At 63.8% G+C, this 14,797-nt stretch carries 13 protein-coding genes; 6 read left to right on the forward strand and 7 right to left on the reverse strand.

Translation table 11 applies throughout. From position 1 onward, the window contains the following. Positions 1 to 836: MASE2 domain-containing protein (locus B3873_RS19150; protein ID WP_286868259.1), on the reverse strand; the 836-nt coding region annotated here is incomplete at its 3' end. Between the two features lie 375 nt (positions 837 to 1,211). Between B3873_RS19150 and dacB the strand changes: the two genes are divergently transcribed. Next, entirely contained in the window at positions 1,212 to 2,660 is a 1,449-nt protein-coding gene (gene dacB / locus B3873_RS19155) for a D-alanyl-D-alanine carboxypeptidase/D-alanyl-D-alanine endopeptidase (protein WP_286868261.1), read from the forward strand. 301 nt (positions 2,661 to 2,961) lie between these two features. Here dacB and B3873_RS19160 read toward each other — a convergent pair whose 3' ends face one another. Genes B3873_RS19160 through B3873_RS19170 form a run of 3 tightly spaced genes read right to left on the reverse strand, consistent with a single transcriptional unit; the run spans position 2,962 to position 4,972 of the window. Next, positions 2,962 to 3,495, reverse strand: a complete 534-nt coding sequence (locus tag B3873_RS19160) for a TPM domain-containing protein (protein WP_286868264.1) — start codon at positions 3,493 to 3,495, stop codon at positions 2,962 to 2,964. Between the two features lies 1 nt (position 3,496). Beyond that, on the reverse strand, positions 3,497 to 4,357 hold the full coding sequence (locus tag B3873_RS19165; RefSeq protein ID WP_286868267.1) for a TPM domain-containing protein: 861 nt from the start codon (positions 4,355 to 4,357) through the stop codon (positions 3,497 to 3,499). 21 nt (positions 4,358 to 4,378) lie between these two features. Next, the gene (locus tag B3873_RS19170) at positions 4,379 to 4,972 is read right to left on the reverse strand and encodes a LemA family protein (RefSeq protein WP_039784541.1); all 594 of its coding nucleotides are present in this window, start codon (positions 4,970 to 4,972) and stop codon (positions 4,379 to 4,381) included. 164 nt (positions 4,973 to 5,136) lie between these two features. On the opposite strand from B3873_RS19170, the gene pyrF reads away from it, so the two are divergent. Continuing rightward, positions 5,137 to 5,955: an orotidine-5'-phosphate decarboxylase gene (pyrF, locus tag B3873_RS19175; protein WP_134223034.1), complete on the forward strand. Its 819-nt coding sequence runs from the start codon at positions 5,137 to 5,139 to the stop codon at positions 5,953 to 5,955. Positions 5,956 to 6,028: 73 nt separating this feature from the next. Here the strand turns inward: pyrF and B3873_RS19180 are convergent, their stop codons facing one another. The 3 genes from B3873_RS19180 to thiL all read right to left on the reverse strand — a co-directional run bounded on the left by B3873_RS19180 (position 6,029) and on the right by thiL (position 8,158). Next, positions 6,029 to 6,511, reverse strand: coding sequence for a CinA family protein (locus B3873_RS19180; RefSeq protein WP_088754874.1), 483 nt, complete (start codon positions 6,509 to 6,511; stop codon positions 6,029 to 6,031). Positions 6,512 to 6,650: 139 nt separating this feature from the next. Beyond that, positions 6,651 to 7,196, reverse strand: coding sequence for a phosphatidylglycerophosphatase A family protein (locus B3873_RS19185; protein ID WP_286868272.1), 546 nt, complete (start codon positions 7,194 to 7,196; stop codon positions 6,651 to 6,653). Then, entirely contained in the window at positions 7,193 to 8,158 is a 966-nt protein-coding gene (gene thiL / locus B3873_RS19190; RefSeq protein WP_286868275.1) for a thiamine-phosphate kinase, read from the reverse strand. The genes B3873_RS19185 and thiL overlap by 4 nt, the downstream gene beginning before the upstream one ends. Before the next feature lie 402 nt (positions 8,159 to 8,560). Here thiL and B3873_RS19195 point away from each other — a divergent pair, with 402 nt between their 5' ends. The 4 genes from B3873_RS19195 to B3873_RS19210 all read left to right on the forward strand — a co-directional run. Further along, positions 8,561 to 10,873 carry an NADP-dependent malic enzyme gene (locus B3873_RS19195; protein ID WP_039784545.1) on the forward strand — a complete coding sequence of 771 codons (2,313 nt, stop codon included), beginning with the start codon at positions 8,561 to 8,563 and terminating at the stop codon, positions 10,871 to 10,873. A gap of 424 nt (positions 10,874 to 11,297) precedes the next feature. Then, complete coding sequence (locus tag B3873_RS19200) at positions 11,298 to 12,689, forward strand: MFS family transporter (protein WP_286868279.1); 1,392 nt, start codon at positions 11,298 to 11,300, stop codon at positions 12,687 to 12,689. Between the two features lie 108 nt (positions 12,690 to 12,797). After that, entirely contained in the window at positions 12,798 to 14,618 is a 1,821-nt protein-coding gene (locus B3873_RS19205) for a sensor histidine kinase (RefSeq protein WP_286868282.1), read from the forward strand. Continuing rightward, positions 14,611 to 14,797: response regulator (locus tag B3873_RS19210; protein ID WP_286868284.1), on the forward strand; the 187-nt coding region annotated here is incomplete at its 3' end. The genes B3873_RS19205 and B3873_RS19210, both read left to right, overlap by 8 nt.

A 14,797-nucleotide genomic window follows, 5' to 3' on the forward strand; every position in this document is an offset into this window, starting at 1 on the left:
TTGATGCTCTTGAAGTGGTCTAGGTCCAGCAACAGCAGGAAGGTCTGGTGCTGCGCGGAGCTCTGGCGGTGCAGGCGTTCGAATTCGCCCAGCAGCAGACTCTCCCAGTAGCGGCGATTGAACAGCAGTGTGAGTCCATCGAGCTGGCTGACAATCTCGAACTGGCGTGAGCGATCGGCCAGCTTCTTCGACATCAGATAGGTCGACTGCCCCAGCGCCAGCGGATAGAGCATCATCATCGGCAGGCAGGCGAGGATGGTCGTCAGGTCCGACTGCGGCTGGAAATGCGCGCCCAGCAGCCACCAGCCCAGCACGCCAGCCACCAGGCTGGCATACAGGCCGCGCATGAACAGGCGCAGTCCGCCGGCGGCAATATTGTCCATCGACAGCATCGAGATGATGACCGCACTGGGCACCAGGTTGCCGTGCAATGCTGCAATCCAGAAGCCGCCAAAGGCGGCGTCGATGACCAGGTTGCGCCGCTCGGCGCGATACGGGATCACCGACCTGAGGGCCCACTGGCGCGCCAGATGCGGCCACAGGTAGCCATGCACGCCCAGCAACAGCCACAGCGGCCATGGCACGGGGTGTTGCAGGAAGCCGGCGGCGACGCAGAAAAATCCCACGCCAAGGCCAATCACCCGCAGACGGTAGATGCGCTGCACGAAGCGCACGCCCTTGCCGGCCAGCGCCGCCTGGCTCGCCTCGCCGGAACGCGCGGGACGCTGGCGCAGCAGGGCAAGCGGATTGAGCACGTCCAGCAGCAAGGCCAGCAGGCGTGCGGCGGGCGGTCGCGGGGTGGGGCAATCGGGATTGGAGGGGGAGGACATGTTCATGTTTTTCTTTCGTCTGGTCCGCGGGTGATGTCAGCCGGGCCAGCGGTCGCCGGAGTTTCTGGTACGCACGATTACATGCAAGCGATGATTATCAGTCACGCAGCGTAACGCCATGTGGCGGCTGTTCGCAAGCCCGCTCTGCGCTTGCCTTGACCATGATCTTGCGCACACGGGGGAACCGTTTCCGCCGGGCATTGGTCAGTGTCAGGCCGGGCCGTTCACATCGCATCTTTCATCGCGCCTTTCACGCAGGATGAGAACAGACTCTAGTGTCGCATGGCAAGGTGACGCGCCGATGTCGTCATCGCCGCCTGCTGCACCGACGGCCGGTCATGCATCCCTTTATAATGCCTGCTCCTCATTTCCGTCTTCATCATGTTCCGCTTCCCCCGTCTCGTGAAGTCTCCCCGGCTTGGTCTTTCTTCGTTGTGGCTGGCGCTGCTGGCCAGCAGCGCCGTCCCCGTCGTCCATGCACAGGGCCTGCCGCCGTCGGTGGTGGGGGCGCTGCGCGTGGCCCATATTCCGCAGCAGAATACCGGCGTCGTGGTGGTCGATGCCGACAACGGCAAGCGCATGCTGGCGGCCAACAATACCGGGCAGCCGTTCAATCCGGCCTCCGTGATGAAGCTGGTGACCACGGATGCCGCGCTCGAAATCCTCGGGCCGACCTACACCTGGAAGACCCAGGCCTACATCGATGGCACGCTTGCCGGGGGCGTGCTCAATGGCGACCTGATCCTCAAGGGCGGGGGCGATCCCAAGCTGGTGCTGGAGAATTTCTGGCTGTTCCTGCGCCAGCTGCGCGCACGCGGCATCAAGGACATTCGCGGCAACCTGGTGCTGGATCGTACGTATTTTGCGGAGTCCAGCTATGACCCCTCGCAGTTCGATGGCGATCCGCAGAAGCCTTACAACGCCGGTCCCGATGCCCTGCTGATGAATTACCGCACCCAGGCTTTCCGTTTTGAGCCGGATGCCGCCAGTGGCGTGGTCAGCGTGAGCATGGATCCACCGATGGCCGGCATCACCGTCACGCCGCCACGCTTGTCGCAGGAGCCCTGCGGCGACTGGCAGGGCAAGCTGAAGATGAACAACGACCCCAACGCCGTCAGTTTCACCGGCAGCTACAGCGCCGACTGCGGGCCGCGCGTGTGGTATGTCCATCCGTATCGCATGAACAATGTGCAGTATGTAGGCGCGAGTTTTGTACAGATGTGGGCCGACCTCGGCGGCAGTTTTGCCGGGCGTGTGGTCAACGGTCAGGTCACGCCTTCGGCGCGGTTGATGGTGGAAGTGCAGTCGCCGCCGTTGCCGGAAGTCATCCGCGACATCAACAAGTACAGCAACAACGTGATGGCGCGCCAGGTGCTGCTGACGCTGGGGGCGGAGATGACCGGCCAGCCCGGAGACACCGTCAATGCCGCGCGCGCGGTGCGCGGCTGGCTCAATGACAAGGGCATCGATACCAATGGCCTGGCCATCGAGAACGGTGCCGGTCTTTCGCGCGTGGAGCGCGTCACGCCGGCGCTGCTGGCCAGCGTGCTGGTGCAGGCCTATCGTTCGCCGTTGATGCCGGAGTTCGTGTCCTCGCTGCCGCTGGTCGGTTACGACGGTACCATGCGCCGTCGCCTGAAGACGCAGAGCGTGGCGGGGCAGGCGCACATCAAGACCGGCACGCTCAATGACGTGCGTTCGATTGCGGGCTATGTGCAGGCCGCCTCGGGCAAGACCTATGTGGTGGTGTTCCTGATCAATCACGCTGCCGCGCCGAATGGGCAGCAGGCGCAGGATGCCTTGTTGCAGTGGGTCTACGAAAACGGTTGAGATGAAGAACGGGCGGCTTCAATCGCAGCCGCCGCCTCCGCCATCACCCCCTCCGTCCCCGCCGCCGCAGTCGCCCCCGCTTGCTCCGTCAGAGCCACTGCCGGAGCTGCTGACGTCGCCGGCCCAGCCAGCGCCGTTGCTTGCAGGAACACCCGGTGAGCTATAGCGTGTCTTGCTGTAATAGGAGGGAGCGCGATAATGCACGGGCGGCTGCGGCCGGGGCATCACGCGGCGCATGATCATGCGCAGGAGCAGCAACAGTGCGGCAAGCGCCACCAGCCAGAACAGTATTTTCATGGCATCAAAGTAGCAAGGGTTTGTCCGAGAGTTCGTTGTGCAGCTCGTCGCGGCCCCCAGGGTCGCGCGGCAAGACCTTCGCCAGGATGGCGTGCAGGCTGGCGAGTGCCTGCAGTGTGCTGGCCTCGTATTGGCCGGCGGCATATCCGGCAGTCATCTGCTTGCACACCTGCTGCCATTGCTCCCGCGTGACGCGGGCGTTGATGCCGCGATCAGCCACGATCTCGACCTTGCGGTCGGCCAGGTTGAGATAGACCAGCACGCCGCAGTTTTCTTCGGTATCCCAGATGCGGTAATGCGAAAACAGCTCATGCGCGCGCTGCCGCGCGCTTTCGCCGCGCCGCACTGCGCCCAGCGTGAGCGCGGCTTCGACGATCACGCGCACTTGCGCGCGATGCTGCCGCTCACCTTCGCCGATGCTGGCCTGGATCGCCTTGAGGGTGGAAGAGGGAAAGATGCGCCGTGCCGCCGCACGCGTCATGCGCAAGTGGCGCAGCAGGCGGGCAAACAGGGAAGGAGATGCATTGTTGTGCGCCATGTCACCAGTCTCCCGAGGCACCGCCGCCATCGAATGTGCCGCCACCGCCGGAGAAGCCGCCACCGGATGATCCGCCAAATCCACCACCGAAGCCGCCGCCACCCGAACGCGAACCGCCCCGTCCGGAACTGGCCTGGCGCAAGGCCTCGTCGACCAGGCTGCCGATGATGACGCCGGCGGTCGTGCTGCCGCCGCGTCCCCAGTCATTGCTGTTGAGGACATTGCGGCTGCTGCGGCGCGACTTGAGCAAGACCGTGAAGAACACCACCAGGAACAGCCCGATCACCATCAGCGTGATCCATCCACCGCCATCATCAGTCTGCACCGCACTGGACGAACGCTTGGCCGGTGGCAGCTTTTCCTGTTCCAGCAAAGTGGTGATGGCCGTCACGCCTGCCGCCAGGCCGCCATAAAAATCGTTCTGGCGGAAGTGCGGGGCGATCACGTCTTCGAGAATGCGCTTGGATTGCGCATCGGTGAGGCTGCCCTGTACGCCACGCCCGGCTTCGATGCGCAGGCGGCGCAGGGACTTGGGATTGTCCTTGGCGACGATCAGGATCACGCCATCATCCACGCCCTTGCGGCCCAGCTTCCAGGCGTCGGCCACGCGGATGCTGTATTGCTCGATGGCTTCGGGCGCGGTGGAGGACATCAGCAGTACGCCGATCTGGCTGCCGGTACGCTGTTCGATCTCGGCCAGCACGCCTTCAAGGGCCTGGCGCTGCTGCGGCTGCAGCAGGTGGACCTGGTCGATCACGTGGGCCGACAGCGGCGGCACCGGCACCAGGCCGTCATCGGCACGGGCCGGGGCGGCCAGCGCGATCCACGCCAGCAGCCAGCAGGTCAGGAGCAGCTTGCGCATGGCCAATCGGGGCTCCTGTGCTTACTTGCCGAAGTTGACCGCGGGCGCGGTCGAGATGGCTTTTTCGTTTTCTACCGTGAACGAGGGTTTGACTTCATAGCTGAACAGCTTGGCCGTGATGTTGGTGGGGAAGCTGCGCGCCAGGATGTTGTAATCCTTCACAGCGGCAATATAGCGCTGGCGGGCTACGGTGATGCGGTTTTCGGTGCCTTCCAGCTGGGATTGCAGGTCACGGAAGCTGGTGTCGGCCTTCAACTGCGGGTAGTTCTCGGAGACTGCCATCAGGCGCGACAGCGCCGAAGACAGTTGCCCCTGTACTTCCTGGAATTTGGCGAAGGCCTTGGGATCGTTGAGCACTTCCGGGGTGATCTGGAAGCTGGTGGCCGCTGCACGGGCGCGGGTGACGGCTTCCAGGGTGTCTTTCTCGTGCGAGGCATAGCCCTTGACGGTGTTGACCAGGTTCGGGATCAGGTCGGCGCGGCGCTGGTACTGGTTGACCACTTCGCCCCAGGCCGCCTTGGTGGCTTCATCCTTGGCCTGGAATTCGTTGTAGCCGCAGCCGGAGAGGGTGAGAGCCGTCATGGCAATGGCCAGCCAGGCGAAGAGTTTTTTCATGTTGTTTTCCTCGTAGCAAAAGTGAAGCAAAGGGAGCGCATGAGACCATGCAAACCTGCTGAAGTGCCCGATGTTCCGTGAAAAACCCTGAACATCAGTCAAAAATCGAAGTCTGGACAGGCCGGCGCGCTACAATAGCGCATCTTTCAGTTAAAGGCATCACCGTGACATTCATCGAGAAACTCAACGCTGCGTGGACTTCGCGCAATTCCCTGCTGTGCGTCGGCCTGGACCCCGACCTCAAGAAATTCCCCGCCGAGCTGCAGGGCAAGCCGGACGCGATCTTCGAATTCTGCCGCGCCATCATCGATGCCACCGCCGAAGCCGCCTGTGCCTTCAAGCCGCAGATTGCCTATTTCGCTGCCCTCGGCGCGGAAGAGCAACTGGAGCGCATCTGCGCCTACCTGCGCAGCAACTACCCCGAGATCCCGCTGGTGCTCGATGCCAAGCGCGGCGACATTGGCGCCACCGCCGAGCAGTATGCCCGCGAAGCCTTCGAGCGCTATGACGCCGACGTCGTCACGGTCAGCCCCTACATGGGCTGGGACTCGGTCTCGCCCTATCTGGAATGGAAGGATCGCGGCGTGATCGTGCTGTGCCGCACCTCCAACGCCGGTGGTTCCGACCTGCAATTCCTGGAAGTCGATGGCAAGCCGCTGTACCAGCACGTGGCGCGCCTGGTGGCCGAGAAGTGGAATACCAACGGCCAGTGCGGCCTGGTGGTTGGCGCCACCTTCCCGCACGAACTGGCGCAGGTGCGCGCCATCATCGGCGACATGCCGCTGCTGGTGCCGGGCGTGGGTGCCCAGGGGGGCGACGTGCAAGCGACGGTTACCTCCGGCAAGACGGCCTCGGGTACGGGCATGATGATCAATTCTTCACGTGCCATCCTCTACGCCAAGCCGGAAGCCGGCGAAGATTTCGCCGCTGCGGCGCGCCGGGTGGCCATCCAGACGCGTGACGAGATCAACCGCTTCCGCTGAACCGCGCAAGCAGAGATGAAGAAAAAGGCGGCGACTCCATGGGAGCGCCGCCTTTTTCTTCATGTTCGCCGCTTCAATCTGCCAGAAGCTTCAGCAAGCCCTTGAGCGAATGTTCCACGGTCTGGGCCCGTACCTGCTGGCGGTCGCCCTTGAAGACCAGGCGTTCGGTATAGGTCTTGTCGCCCACGCGCCAGCCGAAGCAGACGGTGCCGACCGGCTTGCCCGGTACCGCACCGCCGGGGCCGGCAATGCCGGTGGTGGAGACGGCCACGTCCGAACTGCTGTTGGCGACCGCCCCTTCGGCCATGGCGCCGGCGATTTCCTCGCTGACTGCGCCATGCTGGGCTATCAGGGCTTCGGAAATATCCAGCAATTCGTTCTTGGAGGCGTTCGAATAGGTCACGAAACCGCAATCGAACCATTCCGAGGATCCGGCGATTTCAGTGATGGCGTGGGCGATGCCGCCACCGGTACAGGATTCTGCAGTGGCCAGGAGCAGGCCTTTGGCTTTGAGGGTGTGGCCGACGCGGGTCGCCAGGTCCAGGGTGCTGTCCATGAGTGTCATCCTCGGCTGTGCCGCAGTCTGCGCCGGGTGGCGGGCGCGCTGCGGTCGGTTGATCAACGAAGTGCGTGAACTAGCATACTCCGATGTCCGGAAATGTTGTATCGGACAAGGTCCGATTGTTCACTTCCCGTTACCAATAAGTGCGCCAGAACGCAAACACCAGCAGCGTATAGAAGGCCGCCACGATGTCATCCCACATCACGCCGAAACCGCCCTTGAAGCGGCGGTCGAACCAGGCGATCGGGGGCGGCTTGACCATGTCGAAGAAGCGGAACACCACAAAAGCCGCGAACTGCGTCTTCAGGCTGGCCGGCATCACCAGCACCAGCACCAGCCAGAAGGCGATGATCTCATCCCACACCATGCTGCCGTCATCGGGCGAATTGAGCGCCTGCCCGGTGCGATGGCAGGCCCAGATGCCGATGATGAACCCGGCCGCAATGATCACCAGCCAGTTGGCCGCGGTGAAGACGTGCGGCCAGCGTGTCGACAGCACCACGTAGGACAGCCATGCGAAGAGCGTTCCGGCCGTGCCCGGCATGATGGGCGAGAGGCCGCTGCCGAAGCCCTGGGCGATCCAGTGCGCCGGATGCGCCAGCATGAAGTGCGGGGTCGGCTTGCGTTTGCGGGGAGAGGCCGAAGGCGGCGGCGGGAAGGGCGAAGAAGCTTGGTTCATGAACGGAAATGATCGAAGGAATCCGGCGTATCTTGCAACGGCTCACCGGCGGCATCCAGCAGCCGCAGACCGGCCTGCGCATCGATCTGGCCGATGCGGGTGACGGCGGTGCCGGCGGACTGGGCCGCCTTCAGGACCGCCTCGCGCTGGCGCGCCGGGGCAGTGAAGCAAAGTTCGTAATCGTCGCCACCGGACAAGGTAAAGCGGCGGCGCAGGTGCAGGTCGCGCTGCTGCAAGGCCGGGCCGGGCGGCAGGGCATCCACGTCCAGCGTAGCCCCTACATGGGAACGATCGAGGATGTGGCCGAGGTCGCCCGCCAGGCCATCGGAGATGTCGATGGCGGCATGGGCAATGCCGCGCAGGGCCAGTCCCAGCGCCACGCGCGGGGTAGGCGCATGCATGCGCGGGGCAGCCAGCTGCAGTGCTTCGCTGTTGATGTCGAATTCCTGGCGGTAGCCGGCCAGCGCCAGGCGGGCATCGCCCAGCGTGCCGGAGACCCAGATGTCATCGCCCGCACGGGCAGCATCGCGGCGCAGCGCCTGTAACGGCGGCACTTCGCCGAAGACCGTGATGCTGATGGTCAGCGGCCCCTTGGTGGTGTCGCCGCCGATCAGCTCGCAGCCGTGGACATCGGCCAGTGCCAGCATGCCCTGCGAGAACGGTGCCAGCCAGTCGGCGCGGGCTTCCGGCAAGGCCAGGGCCAGCGCGAAGGCAATCGGCTGTGCGCCCATGGCGGCCAGGTCGGAGAGATTGACGGCCAGGCACTTGTGGCCCAGCAGCAGGGGATCGGCATCAGGGAAGAAGTGGCGGCCCGCCACCAGCATGTCGCTGGAAATGGCCAGCTGCATGCCCGGGGCCGGTGTCATCAGCGCACAGTCGTCCCCCACGCCCAGGGCCGTGCGGCTGTCGGGGGCGGGTGGGCGGCTGAAATAGCGCGCGATGAGTTCGAATTCGGAAAGCATGGCGCGATTGTAACCAATCCGTCACGGCTTCAGGCGCACAATATCCCGGCGACGACGCATGTTGCGATGCAGCGCAAATTGCCTGGATGCGGCTTCTCGGCAGGGCGCGAGAGGGGATGTGGAAGGGATAGGGGTTTTCCCCAATACCGGATAGTCAAGGGCAGTGTCAGCCTCTCGTACGGGAAATCAAGCTGCGCGCAACTGCGCACATCAGGCGACAACTGGTCGTCATCTGGCTCCGGAAAGGCCATGTTCGCGGTCATCACGGGGTTGGGGTGACAGGCCGCAAAGCCAGTCCGGAAAAGGCTTTGCGCGGAGCAGCATGAGCCCGGCGGCCTATGATTGAGGGCCGACCTCTGCTAGAATCGACCCCCTTCGCAAGTCAACTAGAGAATACAGAGTATGGATTCGATGATCAGTAAGAAAGAAGAAGTGCGTCAGCAACTTCGTCAGGCAGCGCTGGATTACCATGAGTTTCCGACCCCGGGCAAGATCGCGGTCACGCCCACCAAGCTGCTGACCAACCAGCGTGATCTCTCCCTCGCGTATTCTCCGGGCGTGGCGGCGGCCTGCGAAGAAATCGTCGCCGACCCGCTCAACGCCTTCCGCTACACCGCCCGTGGCAACCTGGTGGCCGTGATCACCAACGGTACCGCCGTGCTGGGTCTGGGCAACATCGGTGCGCTGGCGTCCAAGCCGGTCATGGAAGGCAAGGGCGTGCTGTTCAAGAAGTTCGCCGGCATCGACGTCTTCGACATCGAAATCAATGAAACCGACCCGGACAAGCTGATCGACGTCATCGCGGCCCTGGAGCCGACCTTCGGCGGCATCAATCTGGAAGACATCAAGGCGCCGGAGTGCTTCTACATCGAGCGCAAGCTGCGCGAGAAGATGAAGATCCCGGTCTTCCACGATGACCAGCACGGTACCGCCATCATCGTCGGCGCCGCCATCCTGAACGGCCTGAAGGTCGTCAACAAGGACATCAAGAACGTCAAGCTGGTGGTCTCCGGCGCGGGCGCGGCGGCGCTCGCCTGCCTGGACCTGATCGTCGACCTCGGCTTCCCGATCGAAAACATCTTCGTCACCGACCTGGCCGGCGTGGTCTACAAGGGCCGCAAGGAACTGATGGACCCGGACAAGGAACGTTTCGCCCGCGAAACCGACGCCCGCACCCTGGCCGAAGTGATCCCGGATGCTGACATCTTCCTGGGCCTGTCCGCCGCCGGCGTGTTGAAGCCTGAGATGGTCAAGCAGATGGCCGCCCGTCCGCTGGTGCTGGCGCTGGCCAACCCGACTCCGGAAATCCTGCCGGAAGAAGTGATGGCCGTGCGTGACGACGCCATCATCGCCACCGGCCGTTCGGATTATCCGAACCAGGTCAACAACGTGCTGTGCTTCCCCTACATCTTCCGCGGTGCGCTCGATTCGGGTGCCACCACCATCACCCGCGAGATGGAGATCGCCACCGTCCACGCCATCGCCGAGCTGGCCCAGGCCGAGCAGTCCGATATCGTGGCCTCGACCTATGGCATCGCCAACCTGTCCTTCGGCCCGGAATACATCATTCCCAAGCCCTTCGACCCGCGCCTGATGATCAAGATCGCGCCGGCCGTGGCGCGTGCTGCCGAAAGCTCCGGCGTGGCGGCCCGTCCGATCCAGGACATGGATGCCTACATCGAGAAGCTGGAACAGTTCGTCTACCACAGCGGTACCTTCATGCGCCCGATCTTCCAGGTCGCCAAGAAGGCTGCCGAGGCCAAGAAGCGCATCGTCTACGCCGAAGGCGAAGAAGAGCGCGTGCTGCGTGCGGTGCAGGTGATCGTCGATGAAAACCTTGCCAAGCCTATCCTGGTGGGCCGTCCGGAAGTGCTGGAACAGCGCATCAAGAAGTTCGGCCTGCGTCTGCGCCCGGGCACCGACTTCGAGGTCATCAACCCCAACTTCGACAACCGCTACCGCGATTACTGGCAGAGCTTCCTGGAGATGTCGCGCCGCAAGGGCGTCACCGAGCAGTACGCCAAGCTGGAAATGCGCCGCCGCCATACCCTGATCGGCTCCATGGCCATCCACAAGGGCGATGCCGACGGCATGATCTGCGGCACCTACGGCACCACCCAGCTGCACCTGCACTACATCGACCAGGTGCTGGGCAAGCGCGAAGGCGTGAACGTTTATGCTGCGATGAATGCGGTGATCCTGCCCAATCGCCAGCTGGTGATGGTGGACACCCACGTCAACGAAAACCCCAACGCCCGCGAGCTGGCCGAGATCACCATGCTGGCCGCCGAGGAAATGCGTCGTTTCGGCCTGCATCCGCGTGCTGCACTGCTGTCGCATTCGAACTTCGGTTCCAGCAACAGCGAATCGGCCCGCAAGATGCGCGACGCCCTGGCGATCCTGCGCGAGATCGCGCCGGACCTGGAAGTCGATGGCGAAATGCACGGCGATACCGCGCTCGATTCCAAGCTCTTGAATGCGGTGATCCCGGATTCGCCGTTGAAGGGTGACGCCAACCTGCTGGTCATGCCCAACATCGACGCCGCCAACATCGCCTACAACCTGCTCAAGACCGCATCGGGCAATGGTGTGGCGATTGGCCCGATCCTGCTGGGTTGCGCCAAGCCGGTTCATATCCTGACCCCGTCGGCAACGGTACGTCGCATCATCAACATGACGGCCTTGTGCGTCATGGATGCCTTGTCCGAACGCTGATCGCAGCCTCGGTCGGATCGCAAGACCGTAAAGACCGCAAGACCTTGAAAGCGGCGCATGTCGAAAGACATGCGCCGCTTTTCATTGCGCGCCTGGCTGGATTCCCGGACATGCCGCGCAGCAGCATTCCGGGAATCCGCACCGGCTTGGCGGGTTCTTTTTGATGGATTTTAATAAAACCTATTGTAATCAATGGCTTGCGATCACCTTGCCCAGCTTTTCGTGCTGGCACGAAGCCTGCAATATGAACATCAAAACAAAAAAGCAAACACGGAGACAGACACCTGATGCGCTCATGCATCGTCTTCACGCGCCTGGTCCCGCTGGCCTCTGCGTTATGCCTTGTTCCGGTTCTATCAAAGCAAGATGACCCGCCGCACGTCGCGTCCATCGGACAGGCCTGTGGCCATAACAGGAGATCTCCATGAGTGTCACCCCGCAAAGCAGCGCGCCCAGCACCGCCAGCACGCCCTTGAGCGCCGCTGAATACCGCAAGCGCATCTTCGCCATCCTCGGCGCCTCCTCCGGCAACCTGGTGGAATGGTTCGACTTCTATGTCTATTCCTTCTGTGCGATCTACTTCGCGCCGGCCTTCTTCCCCAAGGGTGACGCCACCAGCCAGTTGTTGAACACAGCGGGCGTGTTTGCCGCCGGTTTCCTGATGCGTCCCATCGGCGGCTGGCTGTTCGGCCGCATCGCCGACAAGCACGGCCGCAAGACCTCCATGCTGATTTCGGTGTTGATGATGTGCGGCGGCTCGCTGGCCGTGGCCGTGCTGCCGACCTACGCCACCATCGGTGCCTGGGCACCGGCGTTGCTACTGCTGGCGCGCCTGTTCCAGGGCCTGTCGGTGGGCGGTGAATATGGCACCTCGGCCACCTACATGAGCGAAGTGGCGCCCAATGGCCGCCGCGGCTTCTTCGCCTCCTTCCAGTACGTGACCCTGATCGGCGGCCAGTTGCTGGCAGTGCTGGTGCTGTTCGCCATGCAGCAGTGGCTGACCAAGACCGAGCTGATGGCCTGGGGCTGGCGTATTCCCTTCGTTCTGGGCGCGGTCGGTGCGCTGGTGGCGATGTACCTGCGCAGCTCGCTGGCCGAGACCTCCTCGGCCGGTGCCCGCAAGAAGAAGGACGCCGGTACCCTCAAGGGCTTGCTGCAGCACAAGCGCGCCTTCCTGAACGTGGTGGGCTTCACCGCCGGCGGCTCGCTGATGTTCTATACCTTCACCACCTACATGCAGAAGTACCTGGTCAACACCGCCGGCATGGACCCCAAGGTCGCCAACGGCGTCATGACCGGCGCGCTGTTCGTCTACATGATCCTGCAACCGATCTTCGGTGCCATCTCCGACAAGATCGGCCGCCGCAACTCCATGCTGTGCTTCGCCTTCTTCGGCATGGTCGGCACCTTCCCGATCCTGCATTTCCTCAAGGACGTCTCCAGCCCCGGCGTGGCCATGGCGCTGGCCATCCTGGCCCTGACCATCGTCAGCTTCTACACCTCCATCAGCGGCCTGATCAAGGCCGAGATGTTCCCGCCTGAAGTGCGTGCGCTGGGTGTGGGCCTGTCGTATGCGGTCGGTAACGCCATCTTCGGCGGTTCGGCTGAATTCGTGGCGCTGTCGCTGAAGTCGGCGGGCGTGGAATCGGCCTTCTACTGGTACGTGAGCGCACTGTGCCTGGTGGCGCTGATCATCAGCCTGCGCATGCCGGACCCGCAACGTGACGGCCACCTCAAGGGTGATGTCGCCATGAACCCGGACGATGAGCACGGCGAGGCCGATGCCGCTGCCGGCAAGCTGCACAAGCCGGCCTGATCGGTCCTGGCCCGCGCGCGGCTGCCTGCGGCGGCGCGCGGCGCGTTATCATGACGCCTCCAACGCGGCGCCCTGCGGGGCGCCGCGCTGCTTTTGACCCTATCCTTCATGCGCGCGCGACGAAACCTGCTGATCCTGACCCTGTTCCTGGCGGCCACCTTGCTTGTCTGCGGGCTGACCTATCGCATCGCGCTCGGGCGGGCCGAGAGCGATCAGCAGAACCAGGCCGCCGCGCAATTGCAGATCGCCGCGCTGGACCTGGAATCGATCCTGCAGAAATATGAAGCTTTGCCCTTTGCCCTGGGCTTCCAGTCGGATGTGCGGCAGGTCTTGCAGCATCCCGAGGATGCGCTGTCGGTGGATCGGCTCAATCGCGCGTTCAAGACCATCCAGCAGCAGTCGCGTGCGGTCAATATCTTCATGCTCAACCGCCAGGGGGTGACGCTGGCTTCCAGCAACTGGGATGAAGAATTCAGTTACGTCGGCCGCGACTTCGGTTTTCGTCCTTACTTCCGCGAAGCCATCCTGGGCAGGGCGGGGCGCTTCTACGGCATCGGCAACATCTCCAGCGAACCGGGCTATTTCATCGCCCAGCCCATCTATCGCCGCCAGGACCAGGCCGAGGGCGACCTGCCCATCGGGGTGATGGTGGTCAAGGTCGACCTGGCCGAGTTCGAACATACCTGGCGCAGCAGCAGCGATCCGATCACGCTCACCGATGCCGGCGGCGTGGTGTTCCTCAGCAACCGGCCCGAATGGAAGTACCACAGCCTGCAAGCCCTGAGCGCGCCGGTGCAGCGCGAGCTGGAAGGCACCCATCAGTATGCGGACCTGCCCATCACGCCGGTCTCGACCTTGCCGCCGGCCTTGCAGCGTGGCTTCGGTACCCACGTGTCGCGGCCTGTAGGACGGCTGGGGTGGCAGCTGATGCTGTTCCCCTCGCAGGCGCGCATGCAGCGTTCGGCCATGCTCTCGGTGATGGCGGCCGCGCTCTTCATGGTAGCGCTGGCCATCTCGCTGCTGGCCTGGTACCAGCACCGGCGTCGACTGCAGGAGCGGCTGGCCTCGCGCAATGCCTTGCGCCGCGCCGCCGAGGAACTGGACCAGAAGATCGCCCAGCGCACCCAGGAACTGACTGCGGCCAACCAGGCCATCGCCGCCAAGTACGCCAAGCTGCAGCAGACCGAGAGCCTGTTGCGCACCACCCAGGACGAACTGGTGCAGGCTGGCAAACTGGCCATGCTGGGCCAGATGGCCGCCGGCATGACGCATGAACTGAACCAGCCGCTGGCCGCCATCCGCGCCTTCGCCGACAACTCGGTGAAGTTTCTGGCACGCGGCCAGACCGCACAGGTGGCCGAGAACCTGGAACACATCAGCCACGCCAGTGCCAGCATGGGCAAGATCATCGGCCAACTGAAGGGTTTTGCACGCAAGAGCGGGCAAGCCGTGGCGGCGGTCGACTTGCGCCACGCGGTGGAGGCATCGCTACGGCTGCTGTCCAGCGACTTCGAGAAGCAAGAGGTCGAGACGCACATCGCCATGCCGCTGGCCGTGCATGTGACCGGCGACGCCGTGCGCACCGAGCAGGTCATCGTCAATCTCTTGCGCAATGCCCTCGATGCGGTGGAAGAAGTGCCCCGCAGGTGCGTCTGCGTGATCCTGGAGGTCGACGCAGAGCGCCAGCAGGCCGTGCTGCGCATCCGCGATTCCGGTGCCGGCATCGCCGATGAGGTAGTGCCGCACCTGTTCGAGCCTTTCTTCACGACCAAGTCGTCGAGCAAGGGGTTGGGACTGGGGCTGGCGATTTCCTCGTCCATCGTCCAGGCCATGAATGGCCAGTTGAGCGCACATAATCATGAACAGGGCGGCGCGGAATTCGTGGTGCGCCTGCCGCTGTTGAAGACGGAGAATGAATCTGATGGATAACCCCGCCGCTGCCCCCAGCGCCTTGCTGATCGAAGATGAACAGGCCGTGCGCCGCGCCACTGCCCAAGCCCTGGAGCTGGAAGGTTTTACGGTGACCGCCTGCGCCAGTGCCGAAGAGGCCCTGCCGCTACTGACCCGGGATTTCCCCGGCGTACTGGTGACCGACGTGCGCCTGCCGG

Origin of the sequence: Herbaspirillum sp. UBA812 (assembly GCF_002296545.1) — a bacterium.
Taxonomy (GTDB): domain Bacteria; phylum Pseudomonadota; class Gammaproteobacteria; order Burkholderiales; family Burkholderiaceae_D; genus Herbaspirillum; species Herbaspirillum huttiense.

What these genes read in the sequence shown, in the direction of transcription:
- B3873_RS19185 (WP_286868272.1), bottom strand. Translation starts at nt 7,196, where the DNA reads ATGAACCAAGCTTCTTCGCCCTTCCCGCCGCCGCCTTCGGCCTCTCCC.
- B3873_RS19195 (WP_039784545.1), top strand. Translation starts at nt 8,561, where the DNA reads ATGGATTCGATGATCAGTAAGAAAGAAGAAGTGCGTCAGCAACTTCGT.
- B3873_RS19180 (WP_088754874.1), bottom strand. Translation starts at nt 6,511, where the DNA reads ATGGACAGCACCCTGGACCTGGCGACCCGCGTCGGCCACACCCTCAAA.
- B3873_RS19160 (WP_286868264.1), bottom strand. Translation starts at nt 3,495, where the DNA reads ATGGCGCACAACAATGCATCTCCTTCCCTGTTTGCCCGCCTGCTGCGC.
- B3873_RS19200 (WP_286868279.1), top strand. Translation starts at nt 11,298, where the DNA reads ATGAGTGTCACCCCGCAAAGCAGCGCGCCCAGCACCGCCAGCACGCCC.
- B3873_RS19170 (WP_039784541.1), bottom strand. Translation starts at nt 4,972, where the DNA reads ATGAAAAAACTCTTCGCCTGGCTGGCCATTGCCATGACGGCTCTCACC.
- B3873_RS19165 (WP_286868267.1), bottom strand. Translation starts at nt 4,357, where the DNA reads ATGCGCAAGCTGCTCCTGACCTGCTGGCTGCTGGCGTGGATCGCGCTG.
- thiL (WP_286868275.1), bottom strand. Translation starts at nt 8,158, where the DNA reads ATGCTTTCCGAATTCGAACTCATCGCGCGCTATTTCAGCCGCCCACCC.
- dacB (WP_286868261.1), top strand. Translation starts at nt 1,212, where the DNA reads ATGTTCCGCTTCCCCCGTCTCGTGAAGTCTCCCCGGCTTGGTCTTTCT.
- B3873_RS19205 (WP_286868282.1), top strand. Translation starts at nt 12,798, where the DNA reads ATGCGCGCGCGACGAAACCTGCTGATCCTGACCCTGTTCCTGGCGGCC.